This window comes from Algoriphagus jejuensis (assembly GCF_039523455.1).
Classification (GTDB): domain Bacteria; phylum Bacteroidota; class Bacteroidia; order Cytophagales; family Cyclobacteriaceae; genus Algoriphagus; species Algoriphagus jejuensis.
Genome location: NZ_BAAAFI010000047.1, coordinates 119330 through 136034 on the forward strand (window position 1 = coordinate 119330; position 16705 = coordinate 136034).

At 42.7% G+C, this 16705-nt stretch carries 14 protein-coding genes; 4 read left to right on the forward strand and 10 right to left on the reverse strand.

Going from position 1 to position 16705, the window contains the following annotated elements; translation table 11 throughout:
* Positions 1–21: 21 nt before the first annotated feature.
* Positions 22–2487, reverse strand: coding sequence for an exopolysaccharide transport family protein (locus tag ABD031_RS19620; protein WP_343854440.1), 2466 nt, complete (start codon positions 2485–2487; stop codon positions 22–24).
* 3 nt (positions 2488–2490) lie between these two features.
* The gene (locus tag ABD031_RS19625) at positions 2491–3315 is read right to left on the reverse strand and encodes a polysaccharide biosynthesis/export family protein (protein ID WP_343854441.1); all 825 of its coding nucleotides are present in this window, start codon (positions 3313–3315) and stop codon (positions 2491–2493) included.
* Positions 3316–3512: 197 nt separating this feature from the next.
* Between ABD031_RS19625 and ABD031_RS19630 the strand changes: the two genes are divergently transcribed.
* The 4 genes from ABD031_RS19630 (at position 3513) to ABD031_RS19645 (ending at position 8936) form a co-directional block, all read left to right on the forward strand.
* Positions 3513–4448, forward strand: a complete 936-nt coding sequence (locus ABD031_RS19630) for a GNAT family N-acetyltransferase (protein ID WP_343854443.1) — start codon at positions 3513–3515, stop codon at positions 4446–4448.
* Positions 4449–4608: 160 nt separating this feature from the next.
* The gene (locus ABD031_RS19635) at positions 4609–5622 is read left to right on the forward strand and encodes a polysaccharide deacetylase family protein (protein ID WP_343854444.1); all 1014 of its coding nucleotides are present in this window, start codon (positions 4609–4611) and stop codon (positions 5620–5622) included.
* A 561-nt stretch (positions 5623–6183) separates the two neighbouring features.
* Positions 6184–7524, forward strand: coding sequence for a glycosyltransferase (locus tag ABD031_RS19640; RefSeq protein ID WP_343854445.1), 1341 nt, complete (start codon positions 6184–6186; stop codon positions 7522–7524).
* A gap of 251 nt (positions 7525–7775) precedes the next feature.
* Complete coding sequence (locus tag ABD031_RS19645; protein ID WP_343854447.1) at positions 7776–8936, forward strand: hypothetical protein; 1161 nt, start codon at positions 7776–7778, stop codon at positions 8934–8936.
* A gap of 273 nt (positions 8937–9209) precedes the next feature.
* Here the strand turns inward: ABD031_RS19645 and ABD031_RS19650 are convergent, their stop codons facing one another.
* The 8 genes from ABD031_RS19650 to ABD031_RS19685 are packed head-to-tail and all read right to left on the reverse strand — an operon-like array spanning position 9210 to position 16702.
* Complete coding sequence (locus ABD031_RS19650) at positions 9210–10316, reverse strand: glycosyltransferase family 4 protein (protein WP_343854448.1); 1107 nt, start codon at positions 10314–10316, stop codon at positions 9210–9212.
* Complete coding sequence (locus tag ABD031_RS19655; RefSeq protein WP_343854449.1) at positions 10313–11413, reverse strand: glycosyltransferase; 1101 nt, start codon at positions 11411–11413, stop codon at positions 10313–10315. Before ABD031_RS19655 ends, ABD031_RS19650 begins: the two co-directional genes overlap by 4 nt.
* A gap of 3 nt (positions 11414–11416) precedes the next feature.
* A complete protein-coding gene (locus ABD031_RS19660; RefSeq protein ID WP_343854451.1) occupies positions 11417–12130 on the reverse strand; it encodes an FkbM family methyltransferase in 714 nt (237 codons plus the stop codon).
* Positions 12127–13017, reverse strand: a complete 891-nt coding sequence (locus ABD031_RS19665; protein ID WP_343854452.1) for a glycosyltransferase family protein — start codon at positions 13015–13017, stop codon at positions 12127–12129. Before ABD031_RS19665 ends, ABD031_RS19660 begins: the two co-directional genes overlap by 4 nt.
* The gene (locus tag ABD031_RS19670; protein WP_343854453.1) at positions 13007–13888 is read right to left on the reverse strand and encodes a glycosyltransferase; all 882 of its coding nucleotides are present in this window, start codon (positions 13886–13888) and stop codon (positions 13007–13009) included. The genes ABD031_RS19665 and ABD031_RS19670 overlap by 11 nt, the downstream gene beginning before the upstream one ends.
* 14 nt (positions 13889–13902) lie before the next feature.
* The gene (locus ABD031_RS19675) at positions 13903–14760 is read right to left on the reverse strand and encodes a glycosyltransferase family 2 protein (RefSeq protein WP_343854455.1); all 858 of its coding nucleotides are present in this window, start codon (positions 14758–14760) and stop codon (positions 13903–13905) included.
* Entirely contained in the window at positions 14753–15736 is a 984-nt protein-coding gene (locus tag ABD031_RS19680; RefSeq protein ID WP_343854456.1) for a glycosyltransferase family 2 protein, read from the reverse strand. The genes ABD031_RS19675 and ABD031_RS19680 overlap by 8 nt, the downstream gene beginning before the upstream one ends.
* Entirely contained in the window at positions 15737–16702 is a 966-nt protein-coding gene (locus ABD031_RS19685; protein WP_343854457.1) for a glycosyl transferase, read from the reverse strand.
* Between the last annotated feature and the right edge of the window lie 3 nt (positions 16703–16705).

Consider the following 16705-nt stretch of genomic DNA (forward strand, 5'->3'; position numbering starts at 1 on the left):
AACCAGAGTGGTGTAAACCAATCACCCTTTATTCCTAAAGGCCCTTTTTAATACTTTTATCGGATCAAAAGTAGTCATGCTTTTGATCTTTTTCTTTTTGATTTCCAGATCTTCCCCATAATAATTGTACATGTACTTATTATTTTGGGAGTACAGATAGGTGTTTCCATATCCATAATTGTACCCTTCATAATGGTACCCGGAGTTAAGAATTCCATTGAAAACCCCATAGACGTTGTTCACCTGCTTATTGTTAAACAAGTCATTGATCATCACCAAGTGGTCTTTGTTCGTATAGCCCTGACGTACGACGTAGAGGTTGATATCAAAAAGCCGCATCAAATCGATCGTCTCTGAAACGAGCCCCATAGGTGGCGTATCAAACACAATCACATCAAAATTCGCTTCCAAATAAGCGAGGAGCTCAATCAGTTTGGGGGTTTGGAGCAATTCCGCCGGATTGGGAGGGATCACTCCTGAAGGTACAAAAAAGAGGTTTTCCTGTTCCGTAGGTATAATAATCGACTCAGCGGACGCTTTTCCGATCAGGTAGGTGGACAAGCCGACTTTCTCCGGGTGTCCGAAATAGCTTGAAAGCTTCGGTCTTCTTAGGTCTCCCCCCACAACCACGGTTTTTTTGGATCCCAAGGCCATGACACAAGCCAAATTGAGAGAGGTAAAAGTTTTTCCTTCTCCGGAGACCGATGATGTGACTAGGATTTTCTTGGTGTTTTTGCCGGAAGCAAGGTAAGTAATCGCAGATCTCAGCGAGCGGAAGGATTCTGCCACCGCTGATTTGGGGAAATCCAATACCACCTTATTCGTTTCTTTGGTGCTAAAGCCAACGATTCCCAACTGGGGAATCATAAAGTGTTTTTTCAAGTCTCTTTGGTCCTTGATGGTTTCGTCAAAAACATCTCTGAGGACGAAAAATCCAAAAGGGAGCAATAGCCCCAAGGCCAAAGCCAATCCATAATTTTGGGTCTTTTTTGGAAAGACCAAAGTGCCTTTCTTGGCAAGATCCAGGATGGCGTTGTCCGAGACGTTTGCTGCACGCGCAATACCGGCTTCCGCGCGCTTTTCCAACAGGTACGTGTACAGCGACTCGCGGAGCTTAAACTCACGAAATATACTGGTATACTTGGACTCGGATTCGGGGAGTGTAGAAAACTCGGCATCAAACTCCCTGATATTACCCAGGATCATCTGTTTTTGCTTTTTCGTATTGTCGATCAGGTTGACCACATTTTCAAATAAAGCATCCTGAACTTTCTCCATCTGAACATCTATCTTGGTAATCTCGGGATGGTTTTCATTTACAGTGGCCAGCAGCTTTCTGCGATCCTGAGATAGCGTAACCAAGGTCTGAATCAATCCATTCAACAAGGGATCCGGCACGCCGATGATAGAAGGAGCAATGACATCAGAAAAGTCCCGGCTTTTTCGTTCCATATACTGCTTGATCTCCTCGAAATATTCAAGCTGAAAATCCAATTCGGCATTCCGCTCGTCGAGCGTGTTCATTTTTCCCAAGATATTCGAAAACTCGGCGGAGACGTCCAGCATTTTATTGTCCACTTTGAAGCGCTGCAGCTCACGTTCTTTTTCTTTCAGAGAATCTTCCAAAAAGCCCAACTGCTCCTCGATGAAGTTAATCGTGTTTTCCTGTATCTTATTTTTTTCATTCAAGTCATATTCGATGTAGGAATGCATTAGGGCATTGATATAATCCCTCCCCTTCTCTACGACTTTGGTATTGGTAGTCAGCTTCAGGACCGAGGAGTACTCACTTTCCATCGATATGAGCACTGATTTGGCTAGGCTCTCTTCTAGTACGGTTGGGTTTATAAACCTGAAAATGATCTTATCGCCGGTCCGGGAAGGGTTGACCAAAAAAACTGTGAATTTGGAACGGGTAGTTTCAATCGGTTCGCCAAACGTATAGGTCTTGTTGTAGATTGATTCATCCGAGGAAGCCTGTGCCGAATTGAAATCCATCAGCCCTGTCTCCGATTGACGCATTATGAAATTGTCCTCAGACAGGATTTCCAGCTCCACAGCCGTTTCTGTCATTTGGATATGATCCCAGTCTACGTTGATTCTTACCGGAGAGCGGTCGTAGAGTTCGATGTCTTTGATATTGGTTTTGGCATAGTACTCCACATCAAAATGGAGTTTTTTCAAGGATTCTCTGGCCATGTTTTTTGACCGGAGGCGAAGGATGTCATTTTCCAGATTTATCCCGGAACTGAAAATATTGGAACGGTCCATTATTCTGGATTCCGGTGAGCTGCTGTTTTTGATCACGATGGACCCGGTAACTTCAAATTCGTCCACCGTATAGCGGTGAAAAAGAAATGTACCGGTCAGGAAAAGAAGGGTAAACAACAGATACCAAGGCCAATAGCGGACATATTTGGCAATTACATACTGTAGTTCCAGTGCTTTTTCTTCGTTGTCCAGCTGACTGAGATCGAGCTTCTCCATAGTTTATAAATCGCCACTTACCAGATTGACTATCAAAAGCAGGGATGCCAGTAGGCCGGCAATCAGGGCAAGGGAAGCGGTCAGGTTGTCCGCAGTACCAATCTGTCTGATTTTCATGGGCTCAAGATACAAGATATCGTTCGGTTGAATGAAATACCAAGGGCTACCGAGCAGCGCGCGGTCATTTAGGTTGATCATATGAATTTTGGTACCGCCGTCGTATTGTCTGATCAGAAACAATTTGTTCTTTTTTGCCAGGAGAGAAGTTTCGCCTGAATTGGCCAAGGCATCAAAGATCGTTGCGCGATTTTTATAGATGATCTGTACCCCAACGGTATTGAACTCTCCCAAGGTGGTGTATCTGATTCCGGCAATCCGGAGCCGTACGAATACCTCTTCTTTGAAATACTCGTTGATCGCCGCTTGAACTCGTGATTTTGCGTCTGCTTCAGTCAATCCGGCGATTTCTATCTTTCCAAGCTTCGGAATCTCCACCATGCCGTCCTGATCGATCGAGAAACCAGTCATATAGAGTGGATCGCTACCACCGCTGGCTCCCCCGCCCGCACTTGATCTGATGCCCAAGTTTTGAGGTGCGTTTAAAAAAGTAAATCCTTCCACCAACTCCGGATCTGCGCTCGCGAAATCAATCTGCACAATATCAAAGGGTTGCAAAATATACTTGTGATCCACCTCGGCAAATGGGATAAACTCATCCAAAGCGATCGCTGTACTGTCCGAGAGATTTTGTAAATAAGTAATACGCTTATTGCTGATACAGGAAGATGCCAGCAGAACCAAGCCAGCAAAATAGATGAAATGCTTCATTAAGGGTGATTTGATCTCAAGGAATCAAAGATAAAGATTTATGACTAGCTGAGTATAGGGAATCCTGTAAGACCAGTTATTTCGACCGCAGGGAGAAATCCCATAATTTGGAGTGACAACTAGGATGAGATCACTCCTATCGTCGAAATGACTTAAAGAACAATAGCTTGTTTTAGTCTAAAAGTTAAATTTGGCTGATGGATATCCGTACGGCAACACACAACGACAATACCCCCATTATAGAGCTACTTCGAGTTTCTTTGGGTGAAAGCCTCATTCCAAAGTCCGAAAAACTCTGGCAATGGAAGCATGTAGACAATCCCTTCGGCAAATCTCCGGTTCTTTTAGCGGAAGACAATGGTCAGGTAGTAGGCATAAGGGCATTTTTGCAATGGGAATTTTCGAACAAGGGCAAGACAATCAAAGCTTGTCGGGCTGTCGATACCGCCACGCACCCCACGTATCAGGGAAGAGGGATTTTCAATCAGCTCACAGGTAGGTTATTGGAGGAGGTGACAGCCGATGGAATTGATTTGATCTACAACACTCCCAATAGCAAAAGTGCACCCGGCTATCTCAAAATGGGCTGGGAATCCTGGGGGAAATTGCCGCTTAAGCTCAACTTTCACCTGGCGAATTCCAGAAAAACTGTCCTAGTAAACTCAGATTGGGCGCAAGTCCAAAAGCTCGTTCAAACAATCGAAACAGGAGACCCAACTTTCTCCGAAGGGCAAACCAGATTGGTCAAGGGATACCTCAATTGGAGATATCGAGACAATCCCCTCTATCACTATCAGTTCATCAGTGACGGAGAACATTATTTGTTGGTCTACCGGATCAAGGAAGGGAAGATGGGCAGAGAGTTTAGGATTTGCGACTTGTTCACCAAAACAGAACTTTCCAAGAACGCCATCAAGGAATTGGGAATTGCGCTCAACCAGCAAATCAAAATCTCCGGCGCCAGATTCTCGTCTTTTTCCGGTTTAGCCTATTCAAAGCAAAACGTACTTGACATGGGATTACTTCCGATCCTGAGGGTTGGGCCTTTGGTTACACTTCGGAAGGTATCCGAACACTTCTCTCCCATGGATCAGGTATGGAACTGGAGCTTAGGAGATTTGGAAGTGTTCTGAGTTACTCGATGGAGGTGTTGAAAGACATACCTCGACCCGCTCACCAGCTCGACTCACGCGCTTTTCGATCGCCGATCAAAACCTGCCCCCTGAAGAAATTGCGAAAAAATCTTCCAATTTTAATGTCTCAAATAAGGCCTCAAATCCCTAAATTCCGCCCATGCCCAGTTCCACTTTTACCATTTCCCTTGATTTTGAGCTCCTTTGGGGAATTTTTGACAAAGTGGGGAATACCTACGATCCACACTACTTTGCCAATACTCGGAAGCTGATACCGGAAATTCTGGAGGTGTTTGAGAAAAACGAAATCAAGGCTACTTGGGCGACCGTCGGAATGCTTTTCGCGGAGAACGAAGCCGAATGGCGGCACTATTCCCCAGTCCACAAGCCCTCCTATCGGACGTCCAAGCTCTCGGCCTACGAGTTTGTAAAAAAAAACGGACTGGACCCGGCAGTACTCTTCGCCCCCGAACTCATTAAAAAAATATTGGACACCCCCGGACAGGAATTGGGATCCCATACCTTTGCACACTTCTATACCCTGGTGCGGGGCCAAAGTCCGGAGCAGTTTCGGCATGATTTACAGGCATCACAGCGGATTTCACAGGAGAAGTTTGGTGTTACCTTGAAGTCACTTGTTTTTCCAAGAAACCATCTCAATGAGCTTTATCTGCCCATTTGTCTGGAAGAAGGCTATACACAGGTGCGGAGTAACCCGAGAAATTGGTATTGGCAGGAAACGCAATACGAAGATTTGAGCAAAAAATGGTTTCGTTCTGCAGACTGTTTTTTCCCGGTCGGACAGCACACCCTATTTAAGTTGGATGACCTCAATCCTTTGCCAAAGGAGCCACTCCTGATCCCCGCATCAAGGATACTACGCCCTATCTCCAAATCCAATACCCTGTTCAATACCGTAAGGCTCAAACGAATCAAAAATGAAATGAGCGCAGCTGCAAAAGCCCAAGCCTCTTATCATCTTTGGTGGCATCCCCACAATTTTGCAACCAACCCCGCAGCCGCTATGGCAGAGTTGAGGGAGTTGATGCTGCACTTTCAGCAACTCAGAGAAAAGTTTGGAATGCTCAGCCTCAATATGGAAGACTTGGCTGAATTAGCCGGAAAGAAATTTTTCAGTTTCAGTGAGCAGCGTTCAGTCTTCAGTGGGCAGTGATCAGTGTTCGGCGGCAAGGTTCAGTTGATCGATAGAACGCTGATTCACCAAAATCACGTGTCTTGAAAATTCGAGAATTTATAAAAAGAAGATGACGGTTTTAGATTCGATAGGTTTGTCAGCCTGAGTCTTAATAATTCAAGAATAAACAAAAATGAAATGACAGGATTTTGGCCACTTCAAACCATCAAAGCTAGAAATTACGTCGGAGTTTTGCCTTCTTAGCACCCAATACAATAGGGATAGGCGCGGTGGGAGGATTTGCCAGCGAGCCAGCGTTCGGCCTCGTGCGGTTGGAGCTTTGGCAAATCTTGGCCTTTTTGTTCTTTTGGGCTAAGCCAAAAGGACGAAGAAGAAGTGTGATCCAAAATCACTTAAGAGCGTCCATTAATCACCTAAAGTATAAACGCATTTGGTGACAATTGGGAACTAAATTTATAAATTGAAGTATTTTCGAAACATATCACATTCAATCTTTGGTAGCAAAGAATAAATAAAGCAATCTATCTTCTAATCATTAAAAATTTGGAGAAGAATCAATTAAGATGTGACACTAACAGGATGGAAAACCAAGAGAGTAAATTACCCCATAAAATACGAGTTTTACACCTCATCAAGAGCCTCGGTCGCGGGGGAGCTGAGAAATTGATCCCAGAAACAGCCCTGGTACATGATCAAAGTCGGTTCGAGTTTTACTGCCTGTACTTTTACCACCAAGAAAACAACATCGTGGAGGAATTGGAAAACACCGGCATCAAAGTTCATCTCATCCCCTCTACCAATCTGGGGCTCTACCTACAGGTCTCCAAAGTCCGCGAGTTTATCCGATCCAATGGTATTGACATTATCCACGCACACCTTCCCTGGGCTGGCATATTAGCCCGTGCAGTTGGCAAAAATCTGCCGATCCCAATCGTCTACACCGAGCACAATACTTGGGAACGGTACAATTTGATTACTTACTGGGGCAATCGACTGAGTTTCAAAAAACAGGATATCGCCATCGCAGTATCCAACGAGGTAGCACTGTCTATGCGGCTCAATTCGATCTGGGATCCCTACCAGCGGGGCGGAAGGATGAAAGTGAAGGTGATCCAAAACGGGGTTAACACGGAGGTGTTTAAGAGAGTAGCAAGTAGCAAGTATCAAGTAGCAAGTACGGCTCAAGACGGAAGACGGGAGATGGAAGACGGAAGATCGGAGACGAAAGAAACTAGTGATCAGGGATCAGAGATCAGTCTAAAATCGGCGCTGGACAGTGGGCAAAATAAAGAGACAGAACTAGGGGATGTTTTTTTAAGAAAGAAGCTTGGGATTCCGGAGGGGGCGCCGGTGATCGGCAAAGTTGCGGTTTTTCGGTCTCAAAAGCGATTATGGCTCTGGGTGGAAGTCGCCTTGGAGATACTGAAAGAATATCCAGAAACGCATTTTCTGCTCGTAGGAGATGGAGAATGGAGAGATCGAATCGTGCAACAAATTGAGGCATCTGGAAAGACTGGCAACTTTCACCTGGTGGGTGTGCAGAAGAAGGTCATCCCCTACCTATCCCTCATGGATATCTACCTGAGCACTTCAGAGTTTGAGGGATTGCCCATCGCGATGCTGGAGGCGATGTCTTGCGAGGTAGCTGTAGTCGCTACTACTGCCGGTGGCATCGCTGAGGTAGTCCAGCACGGATATCAGGGCTATTTGACCGAGATTGACCGATGGCCGGATTTGGCTGGTCATTGCATCGACTTGATTAAAAATCCGGAGCTACAACAAAAAATGGCCAAAGCTGCCAGAGAACGGGTCAGCGAAGGCTTCAGTATGACCAGGATGGTGCGAGAGCTGGAGGAAACCTACTACGAGGTGACCAGCAGTCAGTTCGACTGCAGGGGGATCTCTCCTACGTCGAGATGACGAGTCGGAGCAGTCATTTCGACCTCCGCGATGACGATCGGGAGGGAGAACCCCCCTATCGTCGAGGTGACGGGTTCGTTACGTCATTTCGACCGGAGGGAGAAATCTCATTGTTGGGAATTGATAGATTCTTGCCTCTTGGCTCTTGATTCTCACTTTTTGGTACTTTTGAATATCTTTAGCAAAAAATCCACCCCTTGTTAGGAGCAGTATTTCTTATTCTTTTCCTGTTCTTTGCTTCACAGCCAATCTTGGGAAATCTCCAAAAAGAACACAAATGGCTCAAGGCTGGCCTGCTGAACCAGATGTACTGGTATCATATGTTTTTTGGGCTGGTTTACTGGACTTACTCCCAATTAAACCGCTCTGACTCAGTCAATTATTTCAACAGCTACGTAAACTATAAAAACTGGGCTGATGCATTTAAGCCCGGCACTCTTTTTATCGAGTGGGTCAATTACCCCTTCGCCAAGTGGCTGGGCTTCAACTATGACATGATGATGTTCTTCAGTACCTGGGTGGGGTTCTGGGGCTTTGTCTATTTCTATTGTTTTTTTAAAGAAAATTTGCGCTTCAATGCCAAATTCAAAGGGTGGGATGCGATCACCATCTTCATGTTCCTTCCCAATATGCACTTTTGGACCGCGTCCTTAGGCAAAGGAGCCTATATTTTTGCTGGACTCGGTATTCTCACCTATGGACTCTCTTGGCCGGGCAGACGAATTCCACATATCCTTCTCGGAGGTTTTATATGTTACATGATCCGCCCCCATATCCTGTTTGCGGTATTGGTAGGGATGGGAGTAGGATTTGTATTGGGCAAGGAAAAAGTCCCCACTTACCAAAAGTACTTGGTGGCACTCGGCGCTATTGTTATGAGCATCTACGTGTACGAAGATCTCCTAACTTTTTTGGGATATGATCCAAACAACGTCGTCGACAGCTTTGAAGAGGAATCGGGGCTAAATGCACAGCGTCTTCAATCCGCCGGTTCTGGGGTGGATATGAGTTCCTACAGCCTTCCCATGAAGTTGTTTACGTTTTGGTTTAGACCGCTTTTTATTGACTCTCCAAATGCGCTGGGAATCGTCGTTTCTCTCGAGAACGCGCTCTATATCTACATGTTTAGCAGGATCTTGAACAAAGAGTTTATCAAATATATCAAGGAAGCCCCGGCGATGGTGAAGATGTCGGGCGTGGTATTCATTTCGATCTCGATCTCCATGACCTTTGTGATGTCAAATCTGGGCATCATCATCCGGCAAAAATCCCAGATTATGTACTTTATGCTGTTTGTAATTGTCGCATTTATGGATTGGCAGAAACAGAATCGAATTCGAAAACGGGGCGAGATCTACAATCGGATTGTGGAAGAGGAAAGGAAAAGACTGGCCGAAGTAGAGGGAGTATAAAGTACCGGTCACCTCGACCGTCCCGTCACTTCGACGCTGGGAGAAGTCTCACCCTCGAGACCTGTCACCTCGACGATAGGAGAAGTCTCACCCTCGGGACATGTCACCTCGACGCTAGGAGAAGTCCCACCCTCGGGGCACGTCACCTCGACGATAGGAGAGGTCTGCTATATCGGAAAAGAAACCTAATCTATCAGCTGATAAAAAAAATCCAAGTACTGCTGAGCCGCAATTAAAATCTTGATGTATAAATTTTTTTTCCTCTATTTAAATTCATACTGAATTTTGAAAAAGAATTTCGTTATAAAATCCCTCAAACTGCCTGGTAATTTTTTCAATATTGAAAGAATTGTTCACGAGTTGGTGGGCTTTATCAAAGATTTGGCTTTTCAATTTGGAGTCAGCGGAAATAACATCTTCGATAGCCGCTAAAAAATCATCCGCCTGTCCTGGAGCAATACACCACCCGGTCTCCCCATTCTTCAATACCTCCGGGATTCCACCAACACCAAAGGCAATAACTGGAACCCTACAATACATGGCTTCCAAAATAACACCTGGTAATCCCTCTATCTTAGACGGCATGACCAACGCAAATGCTTTAGAGAGTATTGGAAAAATATTTGACTGACTTGGGAGTATAGACACTGACTCGTCAAGGCCCTGCACAGCTATTTCTTTCCTCAAAACACTTTCCAAGGAACCTGAACCAACATAAAGCAACTTCAACCAAGTGTACTTTTTTTGAAGTTTTACAAAAATCGAAAGCATAGCTAGGGGAGCTTTCTCTTCTACCAAGCCTCCAATCTGAAGCAAAAAACTTTCAGGTAGCTGAATAGAAATATCTCCATTTGCAAGGTGATTTACCGAGTTAGTTTCTATCCCTATAGGAAGCACCCTTGATCGATTGATGGGGAATGAAAAAGAGCAATGAATATCCTCTTTGGAGGCTTTTGACACAGACGCTACCGCAGACACTTGGTTAATAAGAAACTGGTTAAACCTCCGATGAAAACCATTTTTAATAAAATCTCCCATCTGATTCGCATTTCTGTAAATAATCGGGATTTTCCAACGAAAAAAAATCTTCGAAAACACAGTGAACTTTAGGGTATCAGCAGCATTAGCTTGAATCAAATCGGGCTTCCAACTCTCAATCAGTTTCGAAAGCAGGCTCCAAGCCTTAAAATCGTAAAAACGCTGCGAAAGTCGCCTTTCCATTTTCACCCACTCTCCGGAGTAGGAAATTCCCCCTGGCCCGGTGAAAACACTAACCAACAGAACTTCATGCCCTTGCTTAGACATTTGTCCCGAAAGTTGTACGGTGAAAATCTCCGCCCCACGCCTTTGAGGCTTTTGGATAACCTGAACTATTCTCAAAGATTGTTTTTTATCTGATGGAGTTTCTCTTCATAAGTAGCTGAAATACGGTCAATCGAGAAAAATTCTATCGCTCTGTTACGCGCATTCCGGCCCAACATCGTCATTTCAGGCAAATGAGTCGTCGCATAAACAACCTGCTCGACAATTTGATCCACATCAAGTGGAGGAAATAAGAGTCCAGAATCCTCCCCTAAAGCCTCCCGATTCATTGGAATATTAGACGCAATAATAGGAATCCCTGCCATCATAGCTTCTACTAAAGCACCAGAAAAACCCTCATACCATGATGGAAATAAAAAGCAGTCATACCTTGGCAATAATTCGGATGCTTTTTCAATCGATCCAGGAAATATCACCTTCCCATCAAGTCCTGACGATCGAACTAATGTCTCCAATTCCATCCGATATGGCCCATCACCGAAAATGGTCAGACTCCACCCCTGTGGCAACAAATAGTCTAGTCTCGCAAACGCCCTGATAAGATCTTGAAAACCTTTTCTCTCTAAAAGCCTGCCGTAACTAAGAAAATGTCTTATCCCTCCATTCGGCTTCCAAGCTAAATTTGACACTTCCCTTCCTCTATAAACAACCGAGATCTTACTAAAATCCAAACCTAAGTTTTGAACATGGGAATATGCTATTGCTTGAGCATTTGCAATCCAGTGGACAGGGATACGAGCCGTTGCCCGATCTAAGTAATACACCACCTTGTGCCTAAAACCCACCTTATCATTCCACGCAGCGGGAGCATAACTATCATTCACAAGGGTTCCCACTGTAGGCACTCGGGTTAGCAAAGACGCAATTCGGGTAATTTGATCTGCCCTCCAGAGACTGGAAATCAACAAATCAGGTTGCTCCGATTTGATCAGTTTGACCAATCGGGCAATTGCGGTTGGAAAGTGATAGGTCTCGGGGATATCCAAAAAAATAAGCCGGATACCGGCTTTTAAATATTCTTCCTTGAGGTCGTGCTTGGGATAAAAATACACGAACACAACTTCCACCGTTTCGGAAAACCTGGACAAAATTTCCAGATGACTTCGCTCAGCTCCTCCGCTAGCTAGCGCATCTTGGGTAAAAAGGAGTTTCAATATTTACAATCTAAAATAACAACTAAGATCTCTAGTCTTAAATTTAGTGAAGCCAGCCTTCTTTAATACAGCATCTACCAAATCAGATGTGCCTGGAATCTTCTTGTCATGGGTTTCAATAAATATGGATTCTACAAAAGGAAGCCATAGATCTGGTGAATTATTAAAAAGCTCATATTCTGCTCCCTCAATATCTATTTTCAAAAGATCTATTTTTTCTATCTTATGATCATGCATAAGAGAAGGTATAGAAATCGCTCTTACTTTTGGTGAAGAACTGTTTGGCTTAGATGTAATTTCAAAACTCCAACTTAAGCCTTTTGGGTTTTTGAAAAACAATTCAGAGTCCTCAAACCAAAGTGCTTGATCAACACACACTATGTCCTTCCAATTTTCAGTATTACTTTTTAAGATTTTAAAATTATTGATTTCAGGCTCAAGTGCTATTATTTTAGAGGACACAAACCTTTCAGAAAACCATATTGCCGAGTATCCTACGTTTGCGCCGGCATCTATAATTATTTTAGGAGCAAATCCCTCAGGGAAAAAATAATAATTCTCCTCAATAAAAATTTGATAAAATACTCTCAAATCAGAATCGAAGTATCTTATATCCATTTTTCCGTATCGCCTTAGTATTTCTGAACTCTTCAAAAAGGTGTATAAAAGCTTAAACCGATACGCTAAACTTGTAGTAACCTTAGTTAGAAAATTCATAAATTCCTTTTTTCACCTGAATAAACTTTCCCCCTTTTCCCCATCAATGCATGAACAGTTGCAAAAAATTTCATTTTTAGTCTCAATATCTTCTGATCTTCCCATCGTAGGATGGCATAAATAAACTTTATCTCTCTGACCAGCCAAGCCATTTTTGTCTGAGGATCTCCTCTATCAATCCCTAACCAAAGATGGTTTCTCGTATTATAATATTGCCTCCAAGGCGGTGTACCACCAACAGATCCTAATTTTCCATCTTCAATCAGACCATTTGGAATTGTAAAAATTGCAAATTCCGCGTCTCGAGCACGAAGACAATAGTCAAATTCATAGGTTCCCATAAAGTATGCAGGGTCACAATAGCCTATCTGCTTTATCAATTCTGCTGAAATCAGACATCCATCAAAAGTCACCAAATCTGTTTGGAAGGGATCACTCGAAGGTTTGACATACCTAGGCTTTCTAACTCCTTTCCAATCTAAAAGAATTGCTTCACCTTTATCATTGAAATTGGCAATTTTCACCATTCCTATTTTTTTATCCATAGACTGACTGATTGCATTTTTCAAGGAATCTAAAGCTCCCGATATTGGTCTAGAATCATCATTAAAAAGCCAAACCCAATCTGCACCTAGCCGAATCCCCTCCTCCATTCCCAAGGCAAACCCTCCCGCAGAGGCGATATTTTCGGCAGGAAATATCCATTTACATTGCATATACTCGGCAATCAAAGCAAAGTCTCGGGAACTGCTGGGATTGTTATCGATGATAATCAATTTACTCCACCCGATTCCTTCCGAGTTCAAGGCTTGAAGTGTCTTTTTCAGCTCAGGATAACGCTGATAAGTGACTACGACACCATATACATCAGAAAAGTCAACTTTCATTTGCCGGAATAAGATCAATGGTTTTGCCTTTTATTCCTCTCCAATAGTGGTAAAATGCCAGCAATATCGTCTTGAAATTTCTAGCGCCGTAGTTCAGTCCATATCGAAACCCATAGAAGGCCTTACCGATCCATTTTACGATCAGTCGCTTCTTCATCGCTTTGCTTGTTAGCGAATTAGATATATAAAGCAAGTTTCTAAGGCTGTAGTACTCCCGCCCAGGATTGGCTTTTTTCTTATAAAATTCGCGCTTGAAATCCGTCCGGTTGTGTTTTTCCCTCAATCGGATAAACAGTTCACAGTTAACTACCAAAGCAAATCCTTTTCTTTTGGCTTTCAGACAAAAGTCAAGTTCCTCAAAACCAAAAAACAAGTCCGAATCAGGAAGCACCCCCGCTTTCACCACATCCCGATGAACCAACATGTTCATGCCACCGGCGATAGTTTCCACTTCTATACTCCGCTTTTTCTTCAGCAATCGAGTTTGTACGCGTTTGATTTCTCCTTTTTTATAATCAAAAAAATGGCCAACCGCGCCTATGATCCCGCAATACGGATTGTCATCTTTAACCGAAAGTAGTCTTTCAAAAGTATCCTCAAATTCTGGAGGATCGTTATCATCTCCCCAATAGATCCAATCCAGATTCTCCTCTGCACATAGCTCCAAGCCCTTTTTTGAAGCTCCTGCCGGTCCGGAATTATACCCCATTCTATGATACTTAATTCTTGGATCTAAAATTGAAGCGATCGCGTGATCAGTTTCCATACCTTCCGAATTGTCTATCACCCAGATCAATTCGGGAGCTACCGACTGTGCAAAAATTACCTTCAGCGTTTCCAGCAAAACCGCCGGCCTATTATAAGTAATCACAAAACCGCCCAGTCTCACTTTAGTCCTATTTCCGTTGGGTAGAGTTTTCGGGCTAAGCGGGGAAACATAGCTATCAACAGCCTCCCCAGCGTAGAAATTTTGTAAGGCTTTAAAGTCCAGGCATGAAACAGCTGTTTTCGGGCTTCTTCAAAATTTTGAAATCGCATCTGATTCACTCCCAAGATCTGATGGTATAAGTATTTGACATGAATAGACAATGTATCTCGATGCTTATCTAAAATCAACAATATTGAATCACTCATATTCTGAAGATTTCTACTACCCCCATTTTTACTGATATAATAAGTGAGTGTTACCACTTGTAAAGTAGAAATTTTCACATTTTGCAACCTAATTCTATGGAACAATTCCGTGTTTTCTGAAAACAACAATTTTGAATCGTAGCCACCTGCATCAATAAATACAGATCTACTTACGCAAAATGAACCTGATAAAAACGATCGGTATTCACCTTGACTAGGGAGGTATACAACACTTGTCGAAGGTGAAATCTGTTCATTTCCTGCAACAATTAGTTGGCTATCAGAATGAGAATTAATACAATTCTTAAAATGCATTAAAGCGTCTGAAGTCAATTCATCATCTGAATCCAAAAAAATCAACCAATCTCCTGTAGCTCTTTCTGCACCTAAATTTCTAGCCTTACTTACGCCAGCATTTTCTTGAAAAAAATATTCAAATCGTATTTCCTTCAAAAAAGGAGAGACTAGCTGGAATGTATTATCCGTACTCCCATCATCTACTAAAATAAGTTCCCAATCATCTACAGTCTGATTAAAAATTGATTGTATTGCTCTCAACACCACGTTTGCACGATTGAAAGTGGGAATGATTATCGAAAAACTAGGCATCAAATAATTGCTTGTTGGTTACAAACGCCGCTAATGTTTTTCTGTAGTTCCTCAAAAAGGAAACACACTTCGTTTGTGTCGTGGCGAATGCCACTTCATTTGATTTTGATGACAAACACAGCCTCCACACAAAGGACTTAACAAGTCCTTTGATGGAAATGAAAAATAAAGACACCAGATGAGATCTAAAAGCAGTCACTTCTTGAAATTCATGACATTTATAGCTTTCCAATAATGGGAAAGATTTTGATATCCCCCTCTTCAATCTCAAATAGTAATCCCAATTAAGGCGATGAGTTTCGATGAAGTGATCAAACTTCAACCTTTCGTCGTAATGAAGTTCGTATCCAAGCAATTGAACAGCTAAACCAAGCTCCACATCTCCACCAGAACTTAGACTTTTCCCAGTACGATCAGCTAATAAACTCCGAAATCCTCTAGTTAGTAATTCTTTCAAAGCTGCTCTTCTAAAAAAGCAAGCTGCGCCATAATGATAAGAACCGAAATCTTGCTTTCCTGAATTTTTCCCCAAAGACCCGACAGCATAACTATGTGAAAACTGGCTAAACCATTCTGGTTCTCCATCTTCAAAAACAGGATGACCCAAAGACCCCAAAACCCCAATTCTTGAATTGTTTGATAAAATTGTTGCGCCCAGTTCAACAAAATCAGGGAATAGCCAATTATCATCATCACAGAATAAAATATAATCAAAGGAACAACGCTGAAACCCTGCAACTCTGGCGTTATTGAGACCTGGCCGATTCTCAACTACAATTTGAAAACTTACTTTGATTGCTTGGGATTTCAGCCACGTGGATACCCACTGAGCAGTTCCGTCGGTAGATGCATTATCTACTAGAACTAGCTCCCAAGGAAATTGGGAATCTAATTTCAGTAAATGGCTTAGGGTCTCTTCCAACCGGACGACACCATTATAAGTACAAATCACAATTGAAACTCCTACCGAACTCATCTATTTCAAAAACCTAAAAACACGTTTTAAATTTCGTTTCAAGTTAATCTTAAAAGTGACCTTAGGAGTATAAAAAACCAAGGATGGTTCAATAGCGGATAAAAAATCATAGTCATTCTTCAGCAACTCAGCCGCATATTTTTGACCTAGCACTCGAAGCTCCGGCAATGAATCATACGAAAAACGATTATTGGCAGACCTACCGGTAATCGAGCTGGATCCAGGCTTAAATCCGCTAAAATGAAAGAAAATCAAAGGATATGATTCAGAATTGACATAATAATCCCCATCAACTTCGACTAGTTTCCGATCATTAAAATTCCACCAAGCCATATTGTATCCCTTATGCTTCAATACATGTATGCCTTCAAAAAAAAGCGGCGCCAAATCAATCCATTTTTGATCTACGAAAATGCCTCGTGGTTTATCGATCAAACAATAATCCCTGAGACGAGTCATCCACCAATCTAAAAACCGTTGAGACTCTGCGGACCGCTTGATACCGATAAACCCCAAATTAAACATGCCATGCCGAAGCGAAACCAACTCGTCAAACTGGCTTGTTTGTCCCGGATCGGTAATCATCGGGGTGAGTACTATGTTATTTTTATCCAGAATTATCTCCAATTGTTCAAATCCTCTATAAAAAAAAATATCAGGATCGACGTAATAGATTCGATCCAAATTTGGTTCTCTGTTAAAGAAAAAATCAAAGTAGTAAGGCTTAACTGCCGTATTGAATTCAATCACGTTATAGCGGGCAAGCATACCCTCAAATTCAGGATATCCTAAATCAAAACACGGGATTACTTCTACAGAGGGATATTTCTGATAATCGATTTTAGGATTGATTAGATCAACCAATCCTACCACAAAATGGATTTCAGGATTTACAATCCTTACGGATTCCGCCAGAGTATAAGCTTGAGCGAGGTAATTATTGGAACAAATGGTAAAAACTAACAAATC

Excerpts from the sequence above, each read along its gene's own strand:
- ABD031_RS19620 (WP_343854440.1), bottom strand. The coding sequence starts at position 2,487 with ATGGAGAAGCTCGATCTCAGTCAGCTGGACAACGAAGAAAAAGCACTG.
- ABD031_RS19625 (WP_343854441.1), bottom strand. The coding sequence starts at position 3,315 with ATGAAGCATTTCATCTATTTTGCTGGCTTGGTTCTGCTGGCATCTTCC.
- ABD031_RS19630 (WP_343854443.1), top strand. The coding sequence starts at position 3,513 with ATGGATATCCGTACGGCAACACACAACGACAATACCCCCATTATAGAG.
- ABD031_RS19635 (WP_343854444.1), top strand. The coding sequence starts at position 4,609 with ATGCCCAGTTCCACTTTTACCATTTCCCTTGATTTTGAGCTCCTTTGG.
- ABD031_RS19640 (WP_343854445.1), top strand. The coding sequence starts at position 6,184 with ATGGAAAACCAAGAGAGTAAATTACCCCATAAAATACGAGTTTTACAC.
- ABD031_RS19660 (WP_343854451.1), bottom strand. The coding sequence starts at position 12,130 with ATGAATTTTCTAACTAAGGTTACTACAAGTTTAGCGTATCGGTTTAAG.
- ABD031_RS19665 (WP_343854452.1), bottom strand. The coding sequence starts at position 13,017 with ATGAAAGTTGACTTTTCTGATGTATATGGTGTCGTAGTCACTTATCAG.
- ABD031_RS19675 (WP_343854455.1), bottom strand. The coding sequence starts at position 14,760 with ATGCCTAGTTTTTCGATAATCATTCCCACTTTCAATCGTGCAAACGTG.
- ABD031_RS19680 (WP_343854456.1), bottom strand. The coding sequence starts at position 15,736 with ATGAGTTCGGTAGGAGTTTCAATTGTGATTTGTACTTATAATGGTGTC.